This window comes from Halococcus agarilyticus (genome assembly GCF_000334895.1).
Taxonomy (GTDB): domain Archaea; phylum Halobacteriota; class Halobacteria; order Halobacteriales; family Halococcaceae; genus Halococcus; species Halococcus agarilyticus.
The window spans coordinates 89,404-111,391 of sequence record NZ_BAFM01000005.1; the positions used below are offsets into that span (position 1 = coordinate 89,404).

22 protein-coding genes are annotated in these 21,988 nt (G+C 65.4%); 8 read left to right on the top strand and 14 right to left on the bottom strand.

Annotated features, from left to right (window positions below; translation table 11 throughout):
• Positions 1–105 precede the first annotated feature (105 nt).
• Positions 106–930, bottom strand: coding sequence for an HNH endonuclease (locus tag TX76_RS18630; protein ID WP_195156002.1), 825 nt, complete (start codon positions 928–930; stop codon positions 106–108).
• Between the two features lie 283 nt (positions 931–1,213).
• Between TX76_RS18630 and TX76_RS18000 the strand changes: the two genes are divergently transcribed.
• On the top strand, positions 1,214–1,357 hold the full coding sequence (locus tag TX76_RS18000) for a hypothetical protein (protein WP_195156003.1): 144 nt from the start codon (positions 1,214–1,216) through the stop codon (positions 1,355–1,357).
• Between the two features lie 229 nt (positions 1,358–1,586).
• Here TX76_RS18000 and TX76_RS05525 read toward each other — a convergent pair whose 3' ends face one another.
• On the bottom strand, positions 1,587–2,144 hold the full coding sequence (locus TX76_RS05525; protein ID WP_049900077.1) for an SCP2 sterol-binding domain-containing protein: 558 nt from the start codon (positions 2,142–2,144) through the stop codon (positions 1,587–1,589).
• A 244-nt stretch (positions 2,145–2,388) separates the two neighbouring features.
• Between TX76_RS05525 and TX76_RS05530 the strand changes: the two genes are divergently transcribed.
• Positions 2,389–2,652, top strand: a complete 264-nt coding sequence (locus tag TX76_RS05530) for a MarR family transcriptional regulator (protein ID WP_049900078.1) — start codon at positions 2,389–2,391, stop codon at positions 2,650–2,652.
• A gap of 53 nt (positions 2,653–2,705) precedes the next feature.
• Here the strand turns inward: TX76_RS05530 and aceB are convergent, their stop codons facing one another.
• The 7 genes from aceB to TX76_RS05565 all read right to left on the bottom strand — a co-directional run bounded on the left by aceB (position 2,706) and on the right by TX76_RS05565 (position 9,811).
• A complete protein-coding gene (gene aceB, locus TX76_RS05535; protein WP_049900081.1) occupies positions 2,706–4,022 on the bottom strand; it encodes a malate synthase AceB in 1,317 nt (438 codons plus the stop codon).
• Positions 4,023–4,187: 165 nt separating this feature from the next.
• Complete coding sequence (gene aceA, locus TX76_RS05540; protein WP_049900330.1) at positions 4,188–5,234, bottom strand: isocitrate lyase; 1,047 nt, start codon at positions 5,232–5,234, stop codon at positions 4,188–4,190.
• A gap of 315 nt (positions 5,235–5,549) precedes the next feature.
• Positions 5,550–6,380, bottom strand: coding sequence for an MBL fold metallo-hydrolase (locus TX76_RS05545; RefSeq protein ID WP_049900082.1), 831 nt, complete (start codon positions 6,378–6,380; stop codon positions 5,550–5,552).
• A gap of 80 nt (positions 6,381–6,460) precedes the next feature.
• A complete protein-coding gene (locus TX76_RS05550; protein ID WP_049900085.1) occupies positions 6,461–6,670 on the bottom strand; it encodes a hypothetical protein in 210 nt (69 codons plus the stop codon).
• A 274-nt stretch (positions 6,671–6,944) separates the two neighbouring features.
• Positions 6,945–7,367 carry a YlbF family regulator gene (locus TX76_RS05555; RefSeq protein ID WP_049900088.1) on the bottom strand — a complete coding sequence of 141 codons (423 nt, stop codon included), beginning with the start codon at positions 7,365–7,367 and terminating at the stop codon, positions 6,945–6,947.
• A gap of 70 nt (positions 7,368–7,437) precedes the next feature.
• On the bottom strand, positions 7,438–8,097 hold the full coding sequence (locus TX76_RS05560) for an alpha/beta hydrolase (protein WP_049900090.1): 660 nt from the start codon (positions 8,095–8,097) through the stop codon (positions 7,438–7,440).
• A gap of 58 nt (positions 8,098–8,155) precedes the next feature.
• Positions 8,156–9,811: an NADH-quinone oxidoreductase subunit D gene (locus TX76_RS05565; RefSeq protein ID WP_049900092.1), complete on the bottom strand. Its 1,656-nt coding sequence runs from the start codon at positions 9,809–9,811 to the stop codon at positions 8,156–8,158.
• A gap of 116 nt (positions 9,812–9,927) precedes the next feature.
• On the opposite strand from TX76_RS05565, the gene TX76_RS05570 reads away from it, so the two are divergent.
• Positions 9,928–10,605 (top strand): helix-turn-helix domain-containing protein, encoded by a 678-nt coding sequence (locus TX76_RS05570; protein ID WP_049900095.1) that lies wholly within the window; start codon positions 9,928–9,930, stop codon positions 10,603–10,605.
• Between the two features lie 112 nt (positions 10,606–10,717).
• Positions 10,718–11,767 carry a diphthamide biosynthesis enzyme Dph2 gene (gene dph2, locus TX76_RS05575; protein ID WP_049900098.1) on the top strand — a complete coding sequence of 350 codons (1,050 nt, stop codon included), beginning with the start codon at positions 10,718–10,720 and terminating at the stop codon, positions 11,765–11,767.
• Between the two features lie 364 nt (positions 11,768–12,131).
• Here dph2 and TX76_RS05580 read toward each other — a convergent pair whose 3' ends face one another.
• Entirely contained in the window at positions 12,132–13,235 is a 1,104-nt protein-coding gene (locus tag TX76_RS05580; protein WP_049900101.1) for a hypothetical protein, read from the bottom strand.
• Positions 13,236–13,616: 381 nt separating this feature from the next.
• Between TX76_RS05580 and TX76_RS05585 the strand changes: the two genes are divergently transcribed.
• The 4 genes from TX76_RS05585 to TX76_RS05600 are packed head-to-tail and all read left to right on the top strand — an operon-like array spanning position 13,617 to position 17,871.
• Positions 13,617–14,882 carry an ABC transporter substrate-binding protein gene (locus TX76_RS05585; RefSeq protein ID WP_049900104.1) on the top strand — a complete coding sequence of 422 codons (1,266 nt, stop codon included), beginning with the start codon at positions 13,617–13,619 and terminating at the stop codon, positions 14,880–14,882.
• A complete protein-coding gene (locus TX76_RS05590; protein WP_049900106.1) occupies positions 14,879–15,793 on the top strand; it encodes an NAD(P)/FAD-dependent oxidoreductase in 915 nt (304 codons plus the stop codon). The genes TX76_RS05585 and TX76_RS05590 overlap by 4 nt, the downstream gene beginning before the upstream one ends.
• Positions 15,794–15,796: 3 nt before the next feature.
• Positions 15,797–16,912: a FecCD family ABC transporter permease gene (locus TX76_RS05595; protein ID WP_049900109.1), complete on the top strand. Its 1,116-nt coding sequence runs from the start codon at positions 15,797–15,799 to the stop codon at positions 16,910–16,912.
• On the top strand, positions 16,912–17,871 hold the full coding sequence (locus TX76_RS05600) for an ABC transporter ATP-binding protein (protein WP_049900112.1): 960 nt from the start codon (positions 16,912–16,914) through the stop codon (positions 17,869–17,871). Before TX76_RS05595 ends, TX76_RS05600 begins: the two co-directional genes overlap by 1 nt.
• 66 nt (positions 17,872–17,937) lie before the next feature.
• On the opposite strand, the gene TX76_RS05605 is transcribed toward TX76_RS05600, so the two are convergent.
• The 4 genes from TX76_RS05605 to TX76_RS05620 form a co-directional block, all read right to left on the bottom strand.
• Positions 17,938–18,774 (bottom strand): aldo/keto reductase, encoded by an 837-nt coding sequence (locus TX76_RS05605; protein ID WP_049900113.1) that lies wholly within the window; start codon positions 18,772–18,774, stop codon positions 17,938–17,940.
• A 115-nt stretch (positions 18,775–18,889) separates the two neighbouring features.
• Positions 18,890–19,633, bottom strand: coding sequence for a hypothetical protein (locus tag TX76_RS05610; protein ID WP_049900115.1), 744 nt, complete (start codon positions 19,631–19,633; stop codon positions 18,890–18,892).
• A gap of 120 nt (positions 19,634–19,753) precedes the next feature.
• Positions 19,754–20,851 (bottom strand): NADH:flavin oxidoreductase/NADH oxidase, encoded by a 1,098-nt coding sequence (locus TX76_RS05615; protein WP_049900117.1) that lies wholly within the window; start codon positions 20,849–20,851, stop codon positions 19,754–19,756.
• A gap of 114 nt (positions 20,852–20,965) precedes the next feature.
• Positions 20,966–21,910, bottom strand: a complete 945-nt coding sequence (locus TX76_RS05620) for an alpha/beta hydrolase (protein WP_049900120.1) — start codon at positions 21,908–21,910, stop codon at positions 20,966–20,968.
• Positions 21,911–21,988: the final 78 nt, after the last annotated feature.

Sequence of the window (21,988 nt, forward strand, 5' to 3'; positions counted from 1 at the left end):
ATCGCAGCCGATGACTACTCTTTTGCCAGCTGAGCCAGCAAAACAGTGTATGAAGTACCCTATGATCGTCCGGGGGTCCTGTATAGCGAGATAAATCTCGATAAGTCATAAATCAAATACGTTGTTCGTGTAGTGTATGGCTAATTCCTCAAAGGGCACTGGTTCAGACTGTCCCTTGAGTATGTGCTCACGAACGGTCGGCTGACCCGGGAACCGTTCGGCGAAAAAATATCGAAGGGTGTACGGCGTGAGACTGTTCAGTTCGGAGTCGTCGTTGGTGAATCCCAGCGATGTAGCCTGTGACTTTACTAAAGCGTGAACGGCCAGCAGAGACAATCTATTTCCCCATGACTGGGTGCTGAGGAACAGTGGGCGGAGTGACCGGTGCGAATCTGGACGAACCATCAACCAGCACTTCAGTATCCAGCATGTTTGGCTGTCGAGTGGAATAATTGTGGTTTCTACTCGCTCTCTTCGGGGTGGGTACGTCTCCTCACCCTCCGCCCGGATTCGAATTGCTGGGAAACCGTCTTCGATCCATTCGGACTCTCCAATACCGTATGCTTCGGAGACATCCGTATCGTTGAGAAAAACATCTCGCAGCTGTAGGTTGCAGAGTTCGCCGACACCGATACCAGTTTTGGCGAGTAGTCCGATGACCGCTCGCTTCAGCGGGTGACGAGTTGTCCGGATCAGCTTGCGAACCTCATCAATTGTCGGTAGCCACCGTTCGTGTTCCGTCTCGGTGTTCGGATCGTATACTTTTTGATCGTGCGAATCATTGTGACATGACCTACAGACCGTTACCAAGTTCGTTCGCTTGTTCGTTCCACCACGCTGAAGTGGTACAACGTGATGTACCTCCAGATTTGCCTGTGCTCCGCAGTTGACGCACTGGCGACCATCCCGGGAGAGGATTTCTTGCCGCAACCGATTCCACTTGCGGATTCCAAACGCTGCCCTGGTTTTGCAGTGTCGGTCAACTCTTCAGCCATCTGTTTACCACTATCTATATGTTAGATAGTATTTGTTTGTGTCGGTACGCCACATACTGACGAACCGCCTTGGATACGTTCGACCGGCAAGAGCGACGACCAAGGGGTTTCGAATAACATGATTTCACTAATTTGGAGATGCATCCTAATATCGTACCATTTGGCCCCCACGACCGACTTCGCGGAGATCTTTATCCTTGCAGATCGCAGGGGTTGGTATGTTCAACGACTGTAGTGGAACCACAGTCGGCGTCTGGATCGGCGATACCGACGACGTCCTCGACGAGTTCGACTCGCCGGCCTCGAAGCGTCACTTCGTCACCCAAGCGATCATGAATCAGGTTCGACGTGAAGTCGAATGACTGTCACCCCCACATCCAGGTGTCCGAAACCCGTCCCGTAAATCTCATGTCGCGATATAGAGTCTGCGATCGATCGGACCCCTGTCTCGGTGTGATCGGTACCACTCCATCGAAAGGGGACGATAGCTAGACGGCCACAGACAGCGAGACTGCGCTATCGGGTACGGCGGTGCTTTCCGAACGACGCGGTCTCGTGGGTCGCTTCGGATCGTCTCCGACTGCCCTCGACTCACCCGGGGAGTTGCCCGGAGAGTCTACTGAGGAGCGGAGCCAGGGTCATCGCCGTTCCGGTCGATCCGTCGATCTCGAATCGGCCACGCAGATACCCCAGTTTGGGGTCGATGTCGCCGGCGAGCAATCCGACGAGCACGTCCGCCTCGCCGGCAATGGTGACGTCGCCGTTCTCGGCCCGACCGGGTCCGCCCGCGATCGTCCCCGCTTCCCCGTCGATTTCGAGGTGGCCCGCCAGCGAGCAGTCCTCGGCCGCGAAGGTGACGGTGGCCACCGTCGAAACGTCGTCGAGGGCGTCCCCTCCCACAGCCTCGCACAGGCCCGTCCAGAGCAGTTCCTGGAGCCGGTCGGCGACCTCGGGGTTCGCCGAGACGAACGCGGCCGTATCGATCTCGGTCAGCCCTCTCACCACGTCCGTCAGCAGCTCCGGGTGCTCGTGCACGAGCGCGTCGGCTCGATCACCGAGGCTCGCGAGCTGGAGGAGCCGCGCTTCCGTCGACTCGCGATCTCGCTCTGGTGAGTCGTCGATCGGTTGGTCGGAGTTCTCGCCGGTCATCGTGTTCTCTCGATCGGCTCGAGTCGATCCCTCGTGATGAGACGTGCGGTATCGACGAGGACGTGTTTTCGATCGGTGATCCATCGACCCGATTCGTCCGGTTCGATCCCCGGACTCGACGCTCGACGATGGGTGACGAAGGTGCCCGGTCGCCTCGCCGAACCAGTCAGACGAGTTTATAATCCAGCCATCAAATTATCGGATCGCCGATACGTTTATTCCCCGCCGGACCGTAGTGTGGCTGATGAGTGATCCCGACGAAGAGAGGCTCGACAGCCTCTCGCCGAGCGCGAAGCTCGTGTTCAAGGTCCTCGAGTACAACGCCTCGCTCACCCAAAAGGAGATCATTCAGCGTTCCCGGCTCTCGGGGCGGACGGTGCGCAACGCGCTCGATCAGCTCGAACGGATCGAGGCCGTCGAGAAGGGGGTCTGTATCCACGACGCGCGCCAGAACCGCTACGAACTCACGACCGCCACCGCACGGCCCGAGGTCGGCCTCGACGACTGAGTTCGCCGGTTCGATCCCCCGAAGCGCCGGAGCGAGGGGAGTGAATCCGGGAATCAGGTCCCGACGTCGATCGCCCGATTGACGACGCTCTCCCCGTACATCTCGGCGAGGTCGTCGTGCTGGTCCGGGCGATTCTCGTAGACGTCCTGGAACAGGCTGACCGGCGTCATCGCGGCCTGGTAGGTCGCCTCGTCCCACATCCGATCGTTGCTGATATCGACCTCGACGCCGTCGATCGCGAGCGTCGCCGAGCGCTCCATCGCGATCGCGCCCGTGCCGGCCTCTCTCGCCGCCTCGAACTCCTCCATCGAGTCCACGATGTCGTCCATGCTCGGGACGTACTCCGCCCTGTCGAGCAGTTCCTCGCGGAGGCCGTCCTCGTCGAGTTCCTGCTCGTCGCCACCGACAGCGAGAACGTAGCTGTCACCGCTTTCGGCGAGTGACAGCCGATCGCCGCCGTAGACCTGCGTGTCGCCTTGCTCGTCGAGTTCGACCTGCTGGGTACCGTCGTCGAGGAGCCAGCTCCCGTCCTCCGGTGGGAGCGGCGATCGGTTCGCCTCGACGACCTGGCCCGGCGTCAGCGACCAGATGCCGAGCATGCCCTTGGCCTGATTGTCGGTCATGCGCTCACGATATCCCTCGACGTCGCGGATGTCGTCGTACGGCCCGTCGACCGCGATCAACCCCGCAGCACTCGCCCCTCGCGAGGTGTTGTGGCGGAGTTCGGGCCACGGCGGCAGATTACCTGTCGGCGTGATCGCCCGCATGTCCTTGGTGTAGTCGACCTCGCCGTCGACCAGCATGAACAGGCGTTCGAGGTTGTTGGTCGGTTTGCCCATCTCCTCGCGCAGCTCGCCCATCGCGAGCTCGGCCGCGCCGCTCTCGATGATGACCGACATCGCGAGGGATCCCTCGTCGAGACCGTGCGCCTCCTCGACGATGGTGAAGAACTCGTCGGCCTTCTTCCAGTCGTCGATCCCCCCGACCTCGGGGATCACGAACCCGTCGAGATGCTCGACGGCCCCGTTCTCGGGGTCGGCGATCTCCAGCATGTGCTGGAACCCCTGGTAGCGGGTGGCTGGGCTGTCGCGGTGCCACACCACCCGTGGATGGACCTCGCCCGGGAACTCCGCACCGTTCTCGGCGAGGACCTCGACGATATTCTCTGCGCCCTCGTCGCGCATCGAGGGCGCGGTGGCGTCCTCGTTGTCCGGCACCCACACGTCGGGGGCCTGCATCCCCCGGAGTCCGCTGGCGCTCCGGATCATCTTCGCGGACTCGTCCTCGCCCTCGACCGCCGTCGGTGAGGTGAAGAACGTCCGCACGAACTTTCGGTCGTGGAGTCGCTCGTCGTGGGTTCGTCCCGTCATCTCGGTCCCTCATCGGAGCGGATCGCGTCGATCCGCGACACGGTTCGTGTTCGGTGTGGTTCGTCGTTCATGATGCGTATCTTCCTTGTTCGATCGGGTACTTCATGGTTCGGTGTGGGTGAAAAATCGCTCCACGGAGTGTCGCGTGAAGCGACGGAACAGCGTTCAGTCGTCGCTTTCGGCGGTCTGGAGCTCCTGGTCGTCGTCCGAGAACCCCTCGGAGCCCTCGATGCGCGAGCGCGCCTCGGGGTCGAAGCGCATCTCGGTGTCCTGGAACTTGTCGACGAACGAGAGCGCGTGGTGGGACTCGGTCTCGTGGCCGATGTAGCGCTCCTCCAGATCGAACTGAGCCTCCTCGCCGTTCTCGGCGAGGTTCTTCATGTCCTCGTAGGCGGCGTGCGCGCCCGAATGGAGCGCGAACAGGGTGATGAACTGGTAGACGTACCCGAGATCGCCCAGCTCCTCGAACGTCAGCGGGTCGTCCTCCGCGGACCACGCGAAGCTCGACGAGTAGTTGAACGCGAGATCGAGATCGGGGTGGGTCTCGTGGATGGTTTCGGCGTACTCCACGGCGTCCTCCCGGCTGGGATCGGGCATCTCGGGCCAGACGATGTCGACGCCGGCATCGGCGTAGAGCCGGCCGCGTTCGAGGTGTTCCTCCCAGTCGCCGTTCGCGGAGCCGTAGGCGTCGGTGCGCGCGATGATCACGGTGTCCTCACACTGCTTCGCGTCGACGGCGGCCTCGAAGCGGGCCTGGGCGTCCTCGCGCGGGACGATCTGCTTGCCCGCGATGTGGCCGCATCGCTTCGGCGTCACCTGATCCTCGATGTGGACCGCGGCAACCCCGACCTTCTCGTACTCGCGCACCGCGCGCCGGACGTTGTGGATTCCCCCATAGCCGGTGTCGCAGTCGGCGATCACGGGGAGGTGGGTCGCCTCGACCATCCGCTTCGCGTTCTCGACCATCTCGGTCATCGTGACCATTTCGAGGTCCGGGAACCCGAACTGACCCAACACCGTGGAGTACCCGCTCATGTAGGCGGCGTCGTGGCCCGCCATCTCCGCGAGCCGGGCGTCGAGGGCGTGGTACATGCCCGGCGCGAACACGTAGTCCTGGGTGTCGAGCATCTCGCGCAGCTCTTCGGCTGCGGGGTTGTCGATGTCCTTCGTGAAGACGTCCGTGTCTCCGATGAGTTCTTCGGGCGTTGGCATTGTGGATTCGTTCTCGTGGGTTGCGTTCGGTTTCGTGGCGTCGAGTGGGCCACGACGGCAACGGCGCTCCTCGTCCGCCAGCAGTCGCTCGCGGTCGGCGTCGTGACCCGAGCGCGCCGTCGCGTCGGCCCGCCGCGCTCGCCGCATCGCCACCCAGGACATCTCACTAAAAAAACTGTTATGGTTGATCATGATAATATTCATTAATCGGTTTGTTCGGGGAGAGGGTGATTAACCGATAATAGTGTAATGAACTGCCGTGGCAGATCGTCGCGCGGCGAGCCGTGGGGGCGGTGGGAACGTCGCTTCGAGGGGTTACAGATCGACGCGGTCGCCGATCTCGACGATTTCGAGCGCGTTCGGGTGCTCGAAGCTCCCGACGTGGTGGTGGAGTGCGGTCGGGTCGGCGGTGAGACCTTTCCACATGTCCCAGTGAGTCGGGAGAAGGCGATCGGTGCGGAGGGCGGCGGCGGTCTCGACGGCCTGGTTCTCGTCGTTGTACCACCGTGTCCGGGTCGGTTCGCGGCTCTCCTTGTCGGGGATCCGACCGACGCTGCCGAACGCGAGCGCCGCGAGATCGATGTCGTACTCCTCGCCGATCCGCTCGAACGCTTCGCTCGGTTTGGTGTCGCCGCCGTGGAAGAACGTCCCAGCAGGATGTTCGATGGCATAGCTCACCGGGTGGGTCGCATCGGGGTCGTGAGCCTCCTCGACGTGGATCGTGAAATCGCCGATCTCCATCGTATCGCCTTCTGTCACCTCGTCGAGTTGCTCGTCGTCGACGTTCCACTCCTCGGTCCAGCGCTCGTCCTCGCGCGCGACCGTGAGGCTGTCGTCGGGCGCGTGAAAGGTTGCACCAGTACCTTCGAGGATCGGAGCCTGCGAGGGGCCGTGGACGTGGTCGGTGTGTTCGTGAGTCGCGAGCATCGCGTCGGCCGCCTCGACGTCGGTCGGATCGAACGGCACCGGGATCATCCTGATCGTGCGGGGCGGATCGCCGAGACCGAGATACGGGTCGACGAACAATGTCGTGTCGCCATCGGTCAACGCGAAGCCGTTACAGCCGAGATACCAGATCGCCACGCCGTCGGGGTCGGCGTCGGCGACCGCTCGTGGCAGCCAGTCGTTCCAATCTGAGTCGACCATCACCGGATGCGCGCGGGCGAACGGCCTAAATCCCTCGAAGCGTCCGGGGCTGGGATCGGCTCCCCGTGGTGAGCGATTCCTCAGTCCGTGGCGAACAGATGTTCGCTGAGCGGATGACCCGGCAGCGGGAGAACGCCGGCCACGATCGCGGGGACGAGCGCTGCCACGTAGACGGCCGGGAACGTCCAGACGAGATGGCCAGCGAGCACGGAAACCGCGACGAAACCACCGATGCCGCCGAGGACGATGACCGTCCACGCCGCGAGTGCAGTCCGACGATTGTGATCCATACCACCCGATTTCGTTTCTCCCATCAAAAAATCCACCAGCTCGGACGGCATCCGCTGGCGAGATTGCTGTGCGGTGCGGTCCTGGCGGATGAAGGGCGAGCGCCCGTTAGGGCGCGAGGGCTTCGGTGGTGCGGTGCGGATTGCGGAGAGCGCCAGCAATCCTGCCGCGAGCGAACGAAGTGAGCGAGCGGGTGTTTTTAGTCCAGGTTTTTGCGAACCCTCTTGCGAGCGACCGGAGGGAGCGAGCAACGGGGGTGAAGTAAAAAAGTGGGGTTTAGTCCTGACAGCACGCGCCGATCCGATCGCCGAAGTCGAAGTCGAGTTCGACCGAAACCGCGTCGCCGATGCGTTCGAGCCGGGCGTCGAGTCGGTTCTGCGCTTCGAGGAACTCCGCCATTGCCGGGATCTCGTGGAGGTCCTGCTGGGCGTTCTGGAGGTTCCGGAGGTCCTCCTCGGTCGCCTCGCCGGTCTGGCGCGCGAGCATGAACTCGTCGCGGAGCCGCTCGAACTCCTGAACCTTCTCCTGGGCCTCGGGGCTTCGTTCCACCTCGGCTTTCGCCTCGGCGAACCGCTCGTACTCGGGCGTGTCGGCGATCGCGCTGCCGAGGTCGCCGGCGAGGTCTTCGGGCCGGCCCGCGGTGGCCATCGGTTCGGCGTCGGCGTCGGTCTCCGCGTCGAGTTCCGGTTCGGTGCTCATCGTCCGTGTTTGGGTCGTGACTCGCTTCAATGTGGCGGTGGCGCGGTCGGCAGTTCAGGCCAGGCGTGGGTCAGGCGAGGCGCGCGTCGACCCACTCGACCACGTCCGCGAGCTCGTCCGGCGCGATCCCGTGGGCGCTCCCGTACTCGTGGGCCTCGACCGCACACCCGAGTTCGCGCAGGCGGTCGGCCGCCGTCTGGGCACGGCTCGACGGGATGATCTGGTCCGCGGTCCCCGATCCCACGAACACCGGCGTGTCCTCGATGCCGTCGGGCTCGGCGTCGGCGTGCGACTCGGCGAGATAGCCGTGGAGCGCGACGACCCACGCGAACCTGTCAGGGGCCTCGATCAGCAGCGAGAGCGACGAGATCGCACCCTGGCTGAACCCCAACAGGCCGATCCGATCTGGATCGAGGTCGTACGCGCGGGTTGTGGCGTCGATCGTCTCGCTCACGAGATCGAGACTCCGGCGGAACTCCTCCATCACGGGCTGGCTCTCGTGGAGATCGCCGTCGGGAACGTCGAGCTCGTACCACGTGTACCCACCCATCAGCGGCTCAGGCGCGCGAAGACTGATGACGTGGAGTTCGTCGGGGAGGCGCTGCGCGACCGGAAGCAGATCCTCCTCGTCGGCACCGCGACCGTGGAGGACGAACACCGCCGGCGCGGGGCCGTCGGTGGCAACGTCCGGTTCGATCGAGACGTGTTCGAGCGGGAGATCGGCAGGCATGAGCGCATGTTAGCGGGCGGGTGGCTTCAATCCCCGAGTGTCAATAGTGTCGTGATCGTCAGCGGTCGACCTCGCCGAGCACGATGTCGAGGCTCGCGAGCGACGCGATCAGGTCGGGGACGTACTCACCCTCGGCCATCTCGGGGAGCGCCTGGAGGTTCGAAAAGCACGGGCTCCGGATCTTGAACCGGGCGGGTTCGTCGGTTCCATCGGAGCGGATGTAGATGCCGAGTTCCCCTTTCGCGGCCTCGACTGCTCGGTAGATCTCCGCACCGTCGTCGGGCCGAAGCGTCCGGGGAACGTTCGACTGGATCTCGCGATCGTCCTCGGGCCAGTCTTCGAGAAGATCGACACACTGCTCGACGATCCGCGCGGATTGTTCGATCTCGCGGAGTCGACAGAGCACGCGGGCGTAGTTGTCGCCCTCCTCGGCGGTCACGACGTCCCAGTCGAGTTCGTCGTAGTAGCCGTAGGGATCGTCGCGCCGGAGGTCGTAATCGACGCCCGAGGCGCGCGCCACGGGTCCGGTGCAGCCGTACTGCTTGGCGGTTTCGCTGTCGAGCACGCCGGTGTCGAGACACCGCATCTGGAATATCTCGTTCGAGGTCAGTAGGTCGTGGTACTCGTCGATCTTCCCCGGGAGTTCGTCGAGGAACGCACGGATCTTCTCGAAGAACGCCGCGCGGGGCTCGGGCAGATCCCACGCCACGCCGCCAAGCCGAAGGTAGTTGAACATCAGGCGCTGGCCCGTGAGATCCTCCAGAATGTTCTGGACGATCTCGCGGTCGCGGATCGCGTACATGAACACGACGGTGAACTCGCCGATGATGTCGAGCGCGAACGTGCCGATCGCGAGCAGATGCGCGAGGATCCGCGACAGCTCGCCGGTCATCGTCCGGATCACCTGGGCGTACTCCGGGACGTCGAGGTCCGCGAGGTTCTCGGCGGTCCGGGCGTAACACCACTCGTTCAGGATCTGGCCGCCGAGGTAGTCCCACCGATCGGGGTAGGGCATGATCTCGTGGCGGTAGGTCCCGCTCTGGCAGAGCTGTTCCTCACACCGGTGGAGGTAGCCCGGATCGGGCTCGACCCCGACCACTTGCTCACCGTCGAGCACCGCCTCGATGTGGAGCACGCCGTGGGTCGCGGGGTGGTGCGGTCCGATGTTGAGGAACATCGTGTCCGAACCCCCACTTTGATGATCGTCTTCGAGCGGGTTGGCGTGTGATTCGAGCGTGACGATCTGGGGTCTGTCCTGGTTGTAATCGAGCCCCATCGGGTGGCCCTGCCACGTCTCGGGCAGCAGGATCCGTCGGAGGTCTGGATGATTTTCGTACTCGATTCCCACCAGGTCGTACGCCTCGCGCTCGTGCCAGTCTGCCGTCCGGTAGATCGGTTCCGCGCTCTGGCTCACCGGATTTTCTCGGGGGGTCGGCACGACGATACTCACCTCGTCGGTCGGATTATCGTACTTTTTCAGGTGGTAGATCGACTCGAATCGATCCTCGTACTCCTCGGCGGTCACGCACGAACAGTGATCGAACCCCGCCTCGTCGCGCAGCACGAACAGCGCGTCCCGAACCTCGTCGGGACGGACCACGAACCCCGGCGCATTGTGGTGGTCGTCGCGGGCGACGGTGTAGGGTGCGAGCAGTTCCGCGAGCGGTTCGTCGGCGGATCGAGCAGGTGCTTCGACGGGTGACTGCGAACTCATGATGTGGGATGCCGGCGCGCTCGGCCGGCTTCTGCCGGCGATTCGGCCCGGTATGTCGAGGACGTTCTGCCTCGCTGGTGAGGGACGTTTATTACTGTCCGTCCGCGACGCCGGACATGAGATATCTCGACGTCCGATTGGGGCAGAGCGAGGACGTCATCCATCCGATGCACGCGTTCGTCGCCGACCGGGAGGGGTACGGCTCGTACCGCCTGCTCCAGTGGAACCCCGCCGTCGGCGAGACCAACACCATGATTTTCTCGGTCGAGGGGGATCCAGATCCGTACGCGGCGGCGCTCGAAACCGTCGAGACCGCACTGGAGTTCGAGATCGTTCCGGGCGAGGGGGAGACGTTCTACGTCTACGTCCGCGAACGACTCGACGCCGAGGCACGCCAGTTGACCGACGCGTTCACCCACGGCAACCTCGTCGTGATGCCGCCGCTCGAATACCGCAGCGACCGCACCATCGATCTCACCGTCGTCGGGAGCGCCGACGCCCTCCAGACCGCGATCGACGAGGCCCCGTCGGGCGTCGACGCCGAGATCCGGAGCGTCGGCAGCTACGACGCCGGGACGATCGAGACCGCGAGCGCGCTGAGCGACCGTCAGGCGGAAGCGGCGACGACAGCGATCGATCTCGGTTATTACGAGGCTCCCCGTGAGGCCACGGTCGCCGACGTGGCCGACCGGCTGGACTGCGCACCGGGGACTGCCGCCGAGCACCTCCGGAAGGCCGAAGCCACGCTCGTCGGCCGCGCCGTCGAGGGGTTGGGTGGTGATCGCGACGTGTGAGAGCAACGGAACGCTATCACTTCGCTGCGCTCGTGACGAGCCTCGGACTCACTCGCGGTGCTCGTTCGTCCGAAACCCCGAGACTAAACGTTACGACGCGTAAGACCACTCAATGAGCCACCAGTCGGATACCTCTGCGGGCGATCTCACGCGAACGGGGATGGCGCTCAAACACGATCGGGAGTGGGACTACGAGTTGGAACGGATCGTCGAAGCAGTCGAGGAGCGCGATGCCGAGAAGGTCGGCCTCCAGTTCCCCGAAGGGCTGAAACGCCGCGGCCCGGCCGTGACCGACGACCTCCGCGCGCTCCTGCCAGACGACGTGCGGGTGCTGCTCTCGGGTCAGCCGTGCTACGGAGCCTGCGACCTCGACACCTACATGATGCGCCGCACGGACGTGTTCGTTCACTTCGGCCACTCCCCGATGAAGGAGTCGGAGAAGATCATCTACGTCCCGCTCTTCTCCAACGTCGACGTCGAGCCGATCATGGCCGACTCCTTGGACGAACTCGACGACCCCGGGGAGAACCCAGACGTCGGGCTCGTCACCACCGCCCAGCACATGAACAAGTTCGAGGAGATGCAGGCGTGGCTCGAATCGCGGGGATTCGACGTCCACACCCGCCGGGGCGACGACCGGCTGACCCACGAGGGTCAGGTGCTGGGCTGTAACTACGCCTCCGCCGACATCGACGCCGACCAGGTGCTCTACGTCGGTGGCGGGAAGTTCCATCCTCTCGGCCTCGCGATGGAACATCCCGACAAGCGCGTGGTGATCGCCGATCCCGTCAACAACGCCGTCTCGGTCGCCGACACCGAGAAGTTCCTGAAGCAACGGTACGGGGCCGTCCATCGCGCGATGGACGCCGAGAAGTGGGGCGTGATCTTCTGTACCAAGATCGGCCAGGGACGCTACGACCAGGCCGAGAAGATCGTCGACGAGAACGAGAACGCCTACCTCATCACGATGGACGAGGTCACGCCCGACCGGCTGCGGAACTTCGACATGGACGCGTTCGTCAACACTGGGTGTCCACGGATCACGACCGACGACGGCCCGCAGTTCCACAAGCCGATGCTGACGCCCGGCGAGTACGAGATCGCGGTCGGCAACGAACCCCTGGAGAACCTCTCGTTCGACACGTTCCACGGCACGTGGTAGGACTCGCTTGAGTTAGCTATCGAGTGATCCAGTACGAAACACGTATCCCCGAGTGTCGGTGTTCGGGGTTCGGATGGCCACGGGCAACGGGCAAGATTTGAACCAGTACGAAAGATGATTATGTTTTGGCGTGGAGGCGCACCCGGGGCCAACCCATGTACAAGGTCATCTGTGAAACGTGCGGTGAGTTCGGATTCCACCCGTCGCGGCTCGGAGCGGAATCACGGGCCGAGATGCACAGCGACGAAACCGACCACGCCTCCCGGATCGAGCCCATGCGGGACACGACGCTGTCGCAGTAAGCGACAGTATCGAACTCAGTCGTTCAGGCGGCAGCGGACGACCGGCTCGCCACGACCGACCGCTACGATTCGGTTTCGGTGCCGGTCTCGCTCGCGCTGATCCCGTAGGCCGTTCCCTCGTATCCGATGACCCGGTAATCGACGCCGAACGGCGGCGACGAGGCCGTTTGACCGGTCAAGCGCACTTCGGGTACGTCGCGGTTGGTTGCCAGCGCCAGTGCGTCGCGGAGCGGTTTTTGACCGATGAGTCTCCCCTGAAGGACCTGCTCGGTGATGAGATGCACGTCCGGCGTCTTGTCGGCTCGTTCGAGGACGTAGGTCGCCTCGCGGGCGTACTCGCCCTCGGCGTTCCCGCCCGTCCAGCTGGCCGTGAGCACGTCCCCCTCCACGCTCACGTCCTCGACGGCGTCGGTTGTCGTCAGCTTCACGGGGTCGCCACGAATCTCGATGGTTGCCGCGAACGCTGTCGATCGCTCGTAGGTTCCGCCTCTGAAGTTGCCGTCGATCCCGAACGCGTACCGACCGCCGCCGAGGCCACCCACGGCCAGCCGGGCTTCGTCCACGTTCGGCTTCGATTCCTCTGGGTCGTTCGACATCGAAACCGTCCACGTCTGGCTCTCGCCAGCGGGAAGCGGTGTGAGAGGCTCGGGCCACCCCTGCGGCGCGACGAGATACCACTCGCCGCCGACTCGCTTGTGGAGACGCGCGCTGTAAAAGTTCGTCTGAAGCACGCCGTCGGTGCCGTTGTGGAGCGTGAACGCCATCTCGCCAGGCAGATCGAGCGACGAGCGCGACGGTTCCATCACCATCGGCGCATCATCGGGAGCAACGTCGTAGCAGATGACTTTCACGACGTCGTCGCCGTACTCGGGACAGTCGCCGGGCGCAGCCCGAAGGTCGGGCTGATCTTCCGTTCGCGTGCCAGGCGTGTCGGTGTCGAGTTCCGTGGCGTCGGTCGGCTCCGCTTCGGTCGGTTCGGTGTCGGTTCCGGTGGCAGTCGGTTCGGTCGTCGTCGCGATCGTCGTGGGTTCGACGGTCTCGGTCGTCGTGGTTCGGCGTTCCGTCGTCGAACCCCGATCGTTCGTTCCGATCCCGCCTGGTGGCGAGCCCGAGAGACAGCCGGCGGAACCGATCACGAACGCCGCGACGAACCGACGACGATCCATATCGACGTGTGCGACACCAGGTGCAAGTGCTTTTTGCCGGTTCTGCTCCGTCGATGCCACCACCGAGCGTGCGATGCGCTCGCCATCCGGGACGCCGTCTCGGGCAGCAGTCGGCTCCGTGCGCCCAGCGATGATCCGAATGCTCGCTGGGATCGTCACCGTCGAGGCGATACGGTCGAGACGAACCGAGGACGACCGACGGTATCCTCGCGGAGACCACGACGCCCGACAGTGATGATATATGCTCTCTGTGGGCTTGCACTCCCCGAGGGTGGCCCGCCGATGTGCCCGGAGTGTAGTGTGCTATCCTGACAACTTTCCGATTTTTAGGTCTGCCGAAAATCCGAAAACGCTTTATTCATTTAGGCTCGCCTAATTGGTATGTCGAGAGAGGCCGGCGATCGTGGGGCCCTGACACGGCGCGAGTGCGTGAGGTACGGTGGTGCGCTCGTCGGCGGTGGGTTGTTCGCCGGGTGTATCGGTGGTTCGGGTGACGACGACCGCGGCGGCGATCGGATCGCTGCTGGTGGGTCGAACAGCAGTTCGACCAGCGCCGAGACGAGCGACCGAACGGGTTCGAAACCGTCGCAGGAACGGACGAGCGCGACGCAGGGGTCCTACGAGGCCACACCGAAACCCTACGGGCCGGTTTCGTTCGACGAGCCGCCGAACTCCTACGCGACGACCGGCGGCGCGTGGACGGACGTCGGCTTCGCGTTCGGATCGGAGCCGGCGGCGATGTCGCGCATCGACCCGTACCCGACCCGCTACTACGACCTGTTGCCGGGAGTGGCGTTCGACACGAACGGGATCACGGACCTCGGAAACCCGAGCGAGTACGGCAAGGAACAGTTCTACGAACTCGACGTCGACGCGCTGCTCGTGGACCGGATCCTCCTCGCCAGTTACGCGGACTGGAAACGAAAGGACTTCGAGGAAATCGGCGAGAACGTCGCGCCGTTCTGTGGGTCGTACATCCGCAACGAGTGGTCCGGAGAGGCGCTCGGGATGGATTTTTCGTTCCCGCACTACGATCTCCCCGGGGCGGTGACTCTCGCCGGGGAGATCTTCCAGCAACGCGAACGCGCGACGGCGTGGACGAATCTCCACGAGTCGTTCCGCGGCGAACTGCGCTCGCGGGCACCCTCGAAATCACCGAGCATCGGCCTACTCTACAGCGCCTCGAAACCCGCAGAGGGGACGTTCATGATCACTGACCCAACGTTGGCGGGCGTCGCAACCCGGCAGTACCGAACCTTCGGCGTCGAAAACGGCTTCGTGGACGTCGACCTCACGGACGGCTGGAAGACCGACTACGAGGGGCTGCTCGAAGCCGACCCCGAGTACCTGTTTTTCGACTCGACCCTCTCGATGAGCCAGGAGAACTTCGAGAAGCAGTTCGTCACCCCGCTCGAAAACAGCGAGGTCGGCAGCGAGTTGCGGGCCGTCGAGCAGGGCAACGTCTTCCGCGGCGGCGGGCGCTATCAGGGACCGATCATCAACCTGTTCGTCAGCGAAGTGCTCGCAAAGCAGCTGTATCCAGAACAGTTCGGAGAGTTCAGTGCCGTCGGCAAGATTCCACAGGGAGAACGGCTGTTCGACCGCAAGCGCGTCGCGGACCTCATCAACGGGGACTTCCAAGAATGAGCACGACCGGACCAGGGGACGAGACCGATCACGATGTCGTCATCGTCGGCGGCGGCCCAGCGGGCTGTTCGGCGGGTGTGTTCACTGCGAGACACGGTCTCGACGTAGTGGTTTTCGACCGCGGGCGCTCCTCGATTCAGCGGTGTGCCCATCTGGAGAACTACCTCGGATTTCCCACCGGTGTCGATATCGGGACGTTCTACGAGTTGATGCACGCCCACGCCGAGGAGGCCGGCTGTGAAATCGTCCCGAACCTCGTCGAGTCAGTCGAGCGCGCTGGGGAGGGGTTCGTCGTCGAACCACAGGAGGGCGAGTGCGTCACCGCGGCGCGGGTCGTCGCAGCGGCGCGCTACGACGGCGAGTACCTCCGGCCGCTCGGCGGCGACGCGATGTTCGAGACCCACGAGCACGATGGCGAGGAACACGAGCACTTCGACCGCTCCTATGCCGAGTCGGACGGGACCACGCCAATCGAGGGGCTCTACGTCGCCTCGCCCTCCGAGGAGTCCGACCGACAGGCGATCATTGCCGCCGGACGCGGCGGACGCGTCGGGCTGGCAGTCCTCAGGGACGTGCGGCACGAACGGGGGCACTCGGAAGCCACCGCGGAGCGCTACGACTGGATGCGGCGGAAGACCGAACTCGACGGGGAGTGGCGCGACCGCGAGCGCTGGCGCGAGTGGCTCGACGACGAACTGCCCGACGACCCCGACGTGAGCGAGGAGCGCCGGGTCGAGCTACGCGAGCGCGAGGTCGACCTGCTGTTCGAGGCGTATCTCACCGACGAGGAGATCGACGCTCGCGCCGAAGCGGGCCAGCGGGCACTCCTCGAACACCTCGACGACGAACTCGTCCTCGAACGTGCTCGTGAGATCGAGACCAACCATCAGCCCTCGGAAGTGAGCCCCTGACCGATGGCGAGCGAACCCGCCACCGGGACGGAGTCCACCTCCACGCGCGAACGCTGGCTCGGGTGGATCGACGGCTCGCTGCTCACCCTCGTCCTCGGGAGCGTCGCGGTCGTCGTCGTCGCCGGGCTGATACAGGTGAGCTTCGGAGCGTTCTCGATGTCGATCGCGCAGGCGTGGGGAGCCGTGTTCGACCCCGACGTACTCCTGAATCCAGCAGCACTCGAAGCGTTCTTCCTCGGCGGCGAGGTGCCCGAGATGGACGAACGCAGCCTGATCGTCTGGAACATCCGCCTCCCGCGCGTGCTGGTCGCGGTGCTCGTCGGGATGAACCTCGCGGTGTCGGGCGCGATCTTCCAGGCCGTGACCCGCAACGAGTTGGCGAGTCCGTTCATCCTCGGGGTCTCGTCGGGCGCGGGCCTGATGATCCTGCTCACCCTGGTGGTGTTCAGCGGGCTCACTGCGTTCTTGCCGCTGATCGCGTCGGTCGGCGGCGCGGTCGCGTTCCTGATCGTCTACGCCATCGCGTGGAAAGGCGGGACCTCGCCCGTGCGCCTCGTGCTCGCTGGCGTGATCGTCGGCACGATGTTCGGCAGCCTCCAGACCGCGTTTTTCTTCTTCGCCGACGACATCGGCGTGGTTCAGTCGGCGATCGCGTGGACCACGGGCTCGCTGACAGGCACCGACTGGGAGCAAGTGCGGATGGCGCTGCCGTGGACGATCGTCGCCATGACGCTCGCGCTCGTCAGTTCTCGGCAGTTGAACGTGCTCCTGCTCGGCGAGAGCACGGCGAAGTCACTCGGCATGAGCGTCGAGAAGGTCCGCTTCGCGCTCTCGGGCGTGGCGGTGCTCGCCGCGGCGGCGAGCATCGCGGTCGCGGGGATCGTCGGGTTCGTCGGGCTGATCGTCCCGCACATGGTCAGAAACATCGTCGGCAGCGACTACCGGAAGCTCGTGATCGGCTGCGTGTTCGCCGGACCGGCGCTGCTGGTCGCCGCCGACGTCGGCGCGCGCCTCGCGCTCAACCCGGTCCAGATCCCGGTCGGGATCGTGACGGGGCTCGTCGGCGGGCCGTACTTCCTCTATCTGATGCGAAAGCAAGACAGCATGGGTGAACTCTAATGGGCAACGACACCGACAGCAGGCCAGCGACGGACGGCGGAGGCACGGCGACGATCGAGCGTGACACCATCCAGAACGGACACCGCAAGGGGGCAAGCGAGACCGCCAGCGAGTTCGCTGGCGAGGAGCTCGTCATTGGCTACCCCTCGGGCGAGGAGCCGGTCATCGACGGGGCGTCGCTCCACGTCACGCCGGGCGAGGTCACGGCGCTGGTGGGACCGAACGGCAGCGGCAAGAGCACGCTCCTGAAGGGGCTCGCCGACCAGCTCGCCCCCGACGCGGGGACCGTTCGGCTCGACGGACGCGCCATCGACGGCCTCGACGCCAAGGAACTCGCCCGCGAACTCGGCCTGCTCTCCCAGGAGAACGTCTCGCCGGAGGGTATCACCGTCGGGAAGCTGGTCGAGCACGGTCGCTACCCCCATCGAGGGTTTTTCGACTCGCTCACCGAGGAAGACCGGAGAGCCATCGACCGCGCCGTCTCGCTCGCGGGGGTCGAGCACTTGCGCGAGCGCGAGGTCGGGAGCCTGAGCGGCGGCCAGAAACAGCTCGTGTGGATCGCGATGGTGCTCGCCCAGGAGACCGGCGTCCTGCTGCTCGACGAGCCGACGACGTTCCTCGACCTCCACCACCAGCTCGAAGTGATGGAGATCGTCGAGACGCTGCGCGACGAGAGCGACATTACGGTGGTGCTCGTCCTCCACGACATCGACCAGGCCGCGCGGTACGCAGACCACATGGTCGCGCTCAAGGAAGGGGCGATCTACGCGCGCGGATCACCCGAGGAGGTCGTCACCGAGGAACTGCTCGCGGAGGTGTTCGAGATCGACGCGCGGGTGGAATCGACGGCACGCGGCCCGCGGATCGAGCCGCTCCGTCCTCGTCACGACGACACCGACGCTGCGGGACGAGACGCCGAATCGGATGGACGAGCCGACCGCACGGCCACGACCCGGTGACGCCACGAGAGCGGATCCGAAACTACTGGCCACCGCATACCGCCCTGACGCCGGCGAGCGCCGACCTCAGTTCTCGATCGTCGCGATCTCGTCGTCAGAGAGGTCGATCGCCGATGCTGCGACGTTCTCCTCCAGATGATCGACGCTCGACGTGCCCGGGATCGGGAGCATGACCGGGGAGTGCTGGAGCAGCCACGCAAGCCCCACTTGATACTCGGTCGCGTCGTGGTTGTCTGCGACCTCGCCGAGCCCGTCGAGTTCGCCCGAGCCGAGCGGTGCCCACGGGATGAAGCCGATGTCGTGGTCCTCGCAGTACTCGAGGACTGCCTCGTGCTCGCGGTCGCCGACGTTGTACTGGTTCTGGACGGTGGCGATCTCGACCACGTCGCGCGCCGTTTCGAGCTGTTCGACCGAGACGTTCGAGACGCCGACGTGGCTGACCTTCCCCTCGTCCTTGAACTCCGCGAAGGCGTTCATCGACTCCTCGTGGTCGACATCGGGATCGATGCGGTGGTACTGGTACAGATCGATGGTATCCGTTCGGAGTCGATCGAGGCTCCCGAGGATCGCGTTGCGGAGATAGCCGGGGTCGCCGCACTTGGGCCACGCGCCGTCGCGGTCGTCGCGCCAGAGGCCGCCCTTGGTGGCGACGAACACGTCGTCGGAGGGTGCGAGCGCCTCGCCGATCAGCCGCTCGGAGACCGCCGGGCCGTAGGAATCGGCGGTGTCGATGAAGTCGACACCGAGCTCGGTCGCGCGCTGGAGGACCTCGCGTGCCTCCGCCTCGTCGTCGGGCGGGCCGATGATCCCCTCGCCGGTGAGGCGCATCGCACCGAACCCGAGCCGGTGGACCGTGTCCTCTCCGCCGATGTCGAACGTGTCGCTCCGGTTTTCGGTTGCCATCGTCGCCACCGACGGCCGAGCGACAGTAGCCTCTTTCGGCCCCGGCAGCCGATCGGGCGTTTTTCGGACTCGACAGCGGCGAGAACCACCGAGATACGGATCTCGACGCCGACAGTCAGCCGGACGTGGCGAGTTTCTCCGCCTGCCGTTGTGCCAACTCGACGAGTTCGGTCAACCGAACATCGCGGGACGGCAGACTGGTCGAACTTCCGCCCGCCTGCTCCGTGAGCGGCATACAACTCATCCGGAACACGTGATCGACCGCGACCACCTCGATATCGGTTCTCGCGTCGTCCGACGACCACCACGCGAACGCCGTCTCGCCGACCGCGGGGCTGGCCGTCTCGACGCCCTCCTGCGTGCGATACCGCTCGGGGAGGTTGCCGAGCGAACACGTCCCGCCGAGCGCGTCGAGCGTCCGGCCCTCGCACCGCCAGAGCCGCGTCCGGAGGGTTCGCGTGTATTCCCGTGTGCCCCGATAGAGCGCCGTTATCGTGCCGTTCGTCCGCACCCGCGGCGCGGAGCCGTCGACGTACCCCCAGCCCGTGCCGAGCGCCGGCGCGAGCAACAGCCTGTTCGCGGGCGGCTCCGGCGTCGGGACTGGTGTCGCCGTTTGCGTGGTCGTCGGTCGAGTCGTCGATGCGGTGGTCGTCCGACCGGTCGTCGGTTCGTCGGTGGTCCGCGTGGACATCGGTTCCGTCGTGGTGCGCTCGATCGGTGACTCGCTCGTCGCGCTTCCTCCCGGCCCTCGGGCCGTCGCTTCCGTGGCTGGTTCTTCCGACGCGTTCGACGAACAGCCGGCGATGCCGACGACGCCGGCCACCGCGCTCAGCGCGCGAAGGTAGTCCCGTCGCTGCATCACTTCGACGGGTTTCGGTGGAGCGCGTGCCGACAACGGTCCGATCCAGTTCGGTTCATCGAGTGTGATCTCCGTTCGTTTCCTGCGGTTGTCAGGGTGGCGGTTCGACGCGGGAACCGTTCAGAACCCGCGCCGGTACTGCACCGGCGGCTCGGCTCCCTCGGGCCGATCGAGCGTCTCCGCGGCGTGGAGCGAGAAGTACGGATCGTGGAGGTGTTCGCGTGCGAGGATCGCGAGGTCGGCCCGTCCGTTGCGCACGATCGCGTCGGCCTGCTCTGGACTCTCGATCCCCCCGACCGCCCCGACCGCGACCCCCGACTCGCTCTCCTCGCGGATCCGCTCGGCGTACGGCACCTGATACCCCGGTCCGGTCGCCGGGAGCTCCTGGTCGGGGTGGAGCCCGCCCGCACTCACGTCGATCAGGTCCACGCCCAGGTTCGCGAGATCGTCGGCGAGTTGTACTGACTGTTCGACCGTCCACGACTCCCGGTCGGGCAGCCAGTCGGTCGCCGAGAACCGGACGAAAACTGGCTTTTCGTCGGGCCAGACCTCCCGGACGGCGGCGGTCGCCTCCCGAACGATGCGTGTCCGGTCCTCGAACGATCCGCCGTAGTCGTCCTCGCGGTGGTTGGTGACGGGCGAGAGGAACTCGTGGAGGAGGTAGCCGTGGGCGGCGTGAACCTCCGCGATCGCGAACCCGGCGTCGCGGGCGCGCTCGGCCGCTGCCCCGAAGGAATCGATCACGTCCTCGATGTCCGCCTGGCTCATCTCGGCCGTCGCCGTCGCACCGTCGTCGTAGGGCCACGGTGCGGCGCTCGGCGCGACCGTCTCCCAGCCGCCGTCGTCGGGCTGGAGCGGTTCGCTGCCGTCCCACGGCCTACTCTTCGAGGCCTTCCGGCCGGCGTGGGCGAGCTGGATCGCGGGCACCGATCCCTGCTCCTCGATGAACGATGCCACCGGCGCGAGCGCCGCTCCGTGTTCGTCGCTCCAGATCCCGAGGTCCTCGGGCGAGATTCGGCCACGCGCCTCGACCGCGGTCGCCTCGGTCATCACGATCCCGGCCCCGCCGACCGCACGGCTGCCGAGATGGACGAGATGCCAGTCGGTCGCGAGACCGTCGCGATCCTCACACGAATACTGACACATCGGCGAGACCATCACCCGGTTCGGGACGCTGGTCTCGCGCAGTTCGAGCGGCGCAAACAGATCCTCCGACATCGGCAGGAGTAGCCGTCCGTCGGGGAAGTCGGTGGCGAAAGCGGGCAAAAACCGGGCCGCCCCGGAGTACCGGCAATCCGGGTCTCGGCGGTCGGCGCTCGCCCGACCGCCGAGCTACGCGTCGAACGCAGCCCGGAGACCGTCGGCGACCGTCTCGATCCCGTCCTGTGCCCGATCGACGACGTCGAGCATGCTCACGAACGCGTGGATCATCCCCGGGAAGTGCTCGTGGTCGACCGCGACGCCCGCTCCTTCGAGCCGCTCGGCGTAGGCGATCCCCTCGTCGCGGAGCGGATCGAACCCCGCGGTGATCACGGTCGCGGGCGGCAGCCCGGAGAGATCGCGCGCCAACAGCGGCGCGGCGTACTCGTTGCGTGCGTCGAGGTCGTCCTGGATGTAGCGTTCGTCGTACCACTTCATGCTCTCGCGTTCGAGGAGATACCCCTCGCCGTTCTCCTCGTAGGAGTCGAACTCCTCACCCACGACGGAGTTCACCGCCGGATAGATCAGCGACTGGTGACACAGGTCGGGACCGCCGCGGTCGCGCGCGAGCAGCGTGACCGCGGCCGCGAGGTTCCCGCCCGCGCTGTCGCCGCCGACCGCCAGCCTCTCGGGGTCGCCGCCGAGATCCGGTGCGTAGTCGGCGGCCCACTCGACGGCCGCGTAGCAGTCCTCGACCGCCGCCGGGAACGGGTGCTCGGGCGCACGGCGGTAGTCGACCGAGAGCACGAGACAGCTCGCCGCGTTCGTCACCGCACGACAGAACGGGTCGTGGGTGTCGAGATCGCCGACCACCCACCCGCCGCCGTGGAACGTGACGAACACCCCTGGAGCGTCGTCCGAACGGTCATCGGGCGCGTAGACGCGGACCGGGATCGGGCGTTCTGGCCCCGGAATCGTGAGGTCCTGCACGTCGCCGACGGACTGGGGGTCGAGCATCGAGAACAGCTCGTCGTGCTGTTCGCGCGCGGTTCCGACCGACAGGCCGTGGGTCGGCGGCGTGCGCTGCTGGTCGAGCAGATCGAGCACCTGTCGCACCTGGGGATCGAGTTCCGCCATCGTCGTCCGTACCGATGACGGCTCGTGGTTTAGTCTTCGGCCCGATCCGAATTACTGTCGAGAATTACCAAACCTTTT

What these genes read in the sequence shown, in the direction of transcription:
- TX76_RS05545 (WP_049900082.1), bottom strand. Translation starts at nt 6,380, where the DNA reads ATGGTCGACTCAGATTGGAACGACTGGCTGCCACGAGCGGTCGCCGAC.
- TX76_RS05530 (WP_049900078.1), top strand. Translation starts at nt 2,389, where the DNA reads ATGAGTGATCCCGACGAAGAGAGGCTCGACAGCCTCTCGCCGAGCGCG.
- aceB (WP_049900081.1), bottom strand. Translation starts at nt 4,022, where the DNA reads ATGACGGGACGAACCCACGACGAGCGACTCCACGACCGAAAGTTCGTG.
- TX76_RS05560 (WP_049900090.1), bottom strand. Translation starts at nt 8,097, where the DNA reads ATGCCTGCCGATCTCCCGCTCGAACACGTCTCGATCGAACCGGACGTT.
- TX76_RS05525 (WP_049900077.1), bottom strand. Translation starts at nt 2,144, where the DNA reads ATGACCGGCGAGAACTCCGACCAACCGATCGACGACTCACCAGAGCGA.
- dph2 (WP_049900098.1), top strand. Translation starts at nt 10,718, where the DNA reads ATGAGCCACCAGTCGGATACCTCTGCGGGCGATCTCACGCGAACGGGG.
- TX76_RS05570 (WP_049900095.1), top strand. Translation starts at nt 9,928, where the DNA reads ATGAGATATCTCGACGTCCGATTGGGGCAGAGCGAGGACGTCATCCAT.
- TX76_RS05605 (WP_049900113.1), bottom strand. Translation starts at nt 18,774, where the DNA reads ATGGCAACCGAAAACCGGAGCGACACGTTCGACATCGGCGGAGAGGAC.
- TX76_RS05610 (WP_049900115.1), bottom strand. Translation starts at nt 19,633, where the DNA reads ATGCAGCGACGGGACTACCTTCGCGCGCTGAGCGCGGTGGCCGGCGTC.
- TX76_RS05620 (WP_049900120.1), bottom strand. Translation starts at nt 21,910, where the DNA reads ATGGCGGAACTCGATCCCCAGGTGCGACAGGTGCTCGATCTGCTCGAC.
- TX76_RS05555 (WP_049900088.1), bottom strand. Translation starts at nt 7,367, where the DNA reads ATGAGCACCGAACCGGAACTCGACGCGGAGACCGACGCCGACGCCGAA.
- TX76_RS05580 (WP_049900101.1), bottom strand. Translation starts at nt 13,235, where the DNA reads ATGGATCGTCGTCGGTTCGTCGCGGCGTTCGTGATCGGTTCCGCCGGC.
- TX76_RS05550 (WP_049900085.1), bottom strand. Translation starts at nt 6,670, where the DNA reads ATGGATCACAATCGTCGGACTGCACTCGCGGCGTGGACGGTCATCGTC.
- TX76_RS05565 (WP_049900092.1), bottom strand. Translation starts at nt 9,811, where the DNA reads ATGAGTTCGCAGTCACCCGTCGAAGCACCTGCTCGATCCGCCGACGAA.
- TX76_RS05585 (WP_049900104.1), top strand. Translation starts at nt 13,617, where the DNA reads ATGTCGAGAGAGGCCGGCGATCGTGGGGCCCTGACACGGCGCGAGTGC.
- TX76_RS05615 (WP_049900117.1), bottom strand. Translation starts at nt 20,851, where the DNA reads ATGTCGGAGGATCTGTTTGCGCCGCTCGAACTGCGCGAGACCAGCGTC.
- TX76_RS18000 (WP_195156003.1), top strand. Translation starts at nt 1,214, where the DNA reads ATGTTCAACGACTGTAGTGGAACCACAGTCGGCGTCTGGATCGGCGAT.
- TX76_RS05590 (WP_049900106.1), top strand. Translation starts at nt 14,879, where the DNA reads ATGAGCACGACCGGACCAGGGGACGAGACCGATCACGATGTCGTCATC.
- TX76_RS05595 (WP_049900109.1), top strand. Translation starts at nt 15,797, where the DNA reads ATGGCGAGCGAACCCGCCACCGGGACGGAGTCCACCTCCACGCGCGAA.
- aceA (WP_049900330.1), bottom strand. Translation starts at nt 5,234, where the DNA reads ATGCCAACGCCCGAAGAACTCATCGGAGACACGGACGTCTTCACGAAG.
- TX76_RS05600 (WP_049900112.1), top strand. Translation starts at nt 16,912, where the DNA reads ATGGGCAACGACACCGACAGCAGGCCAGCGACGGACGGCGGAGGCACG.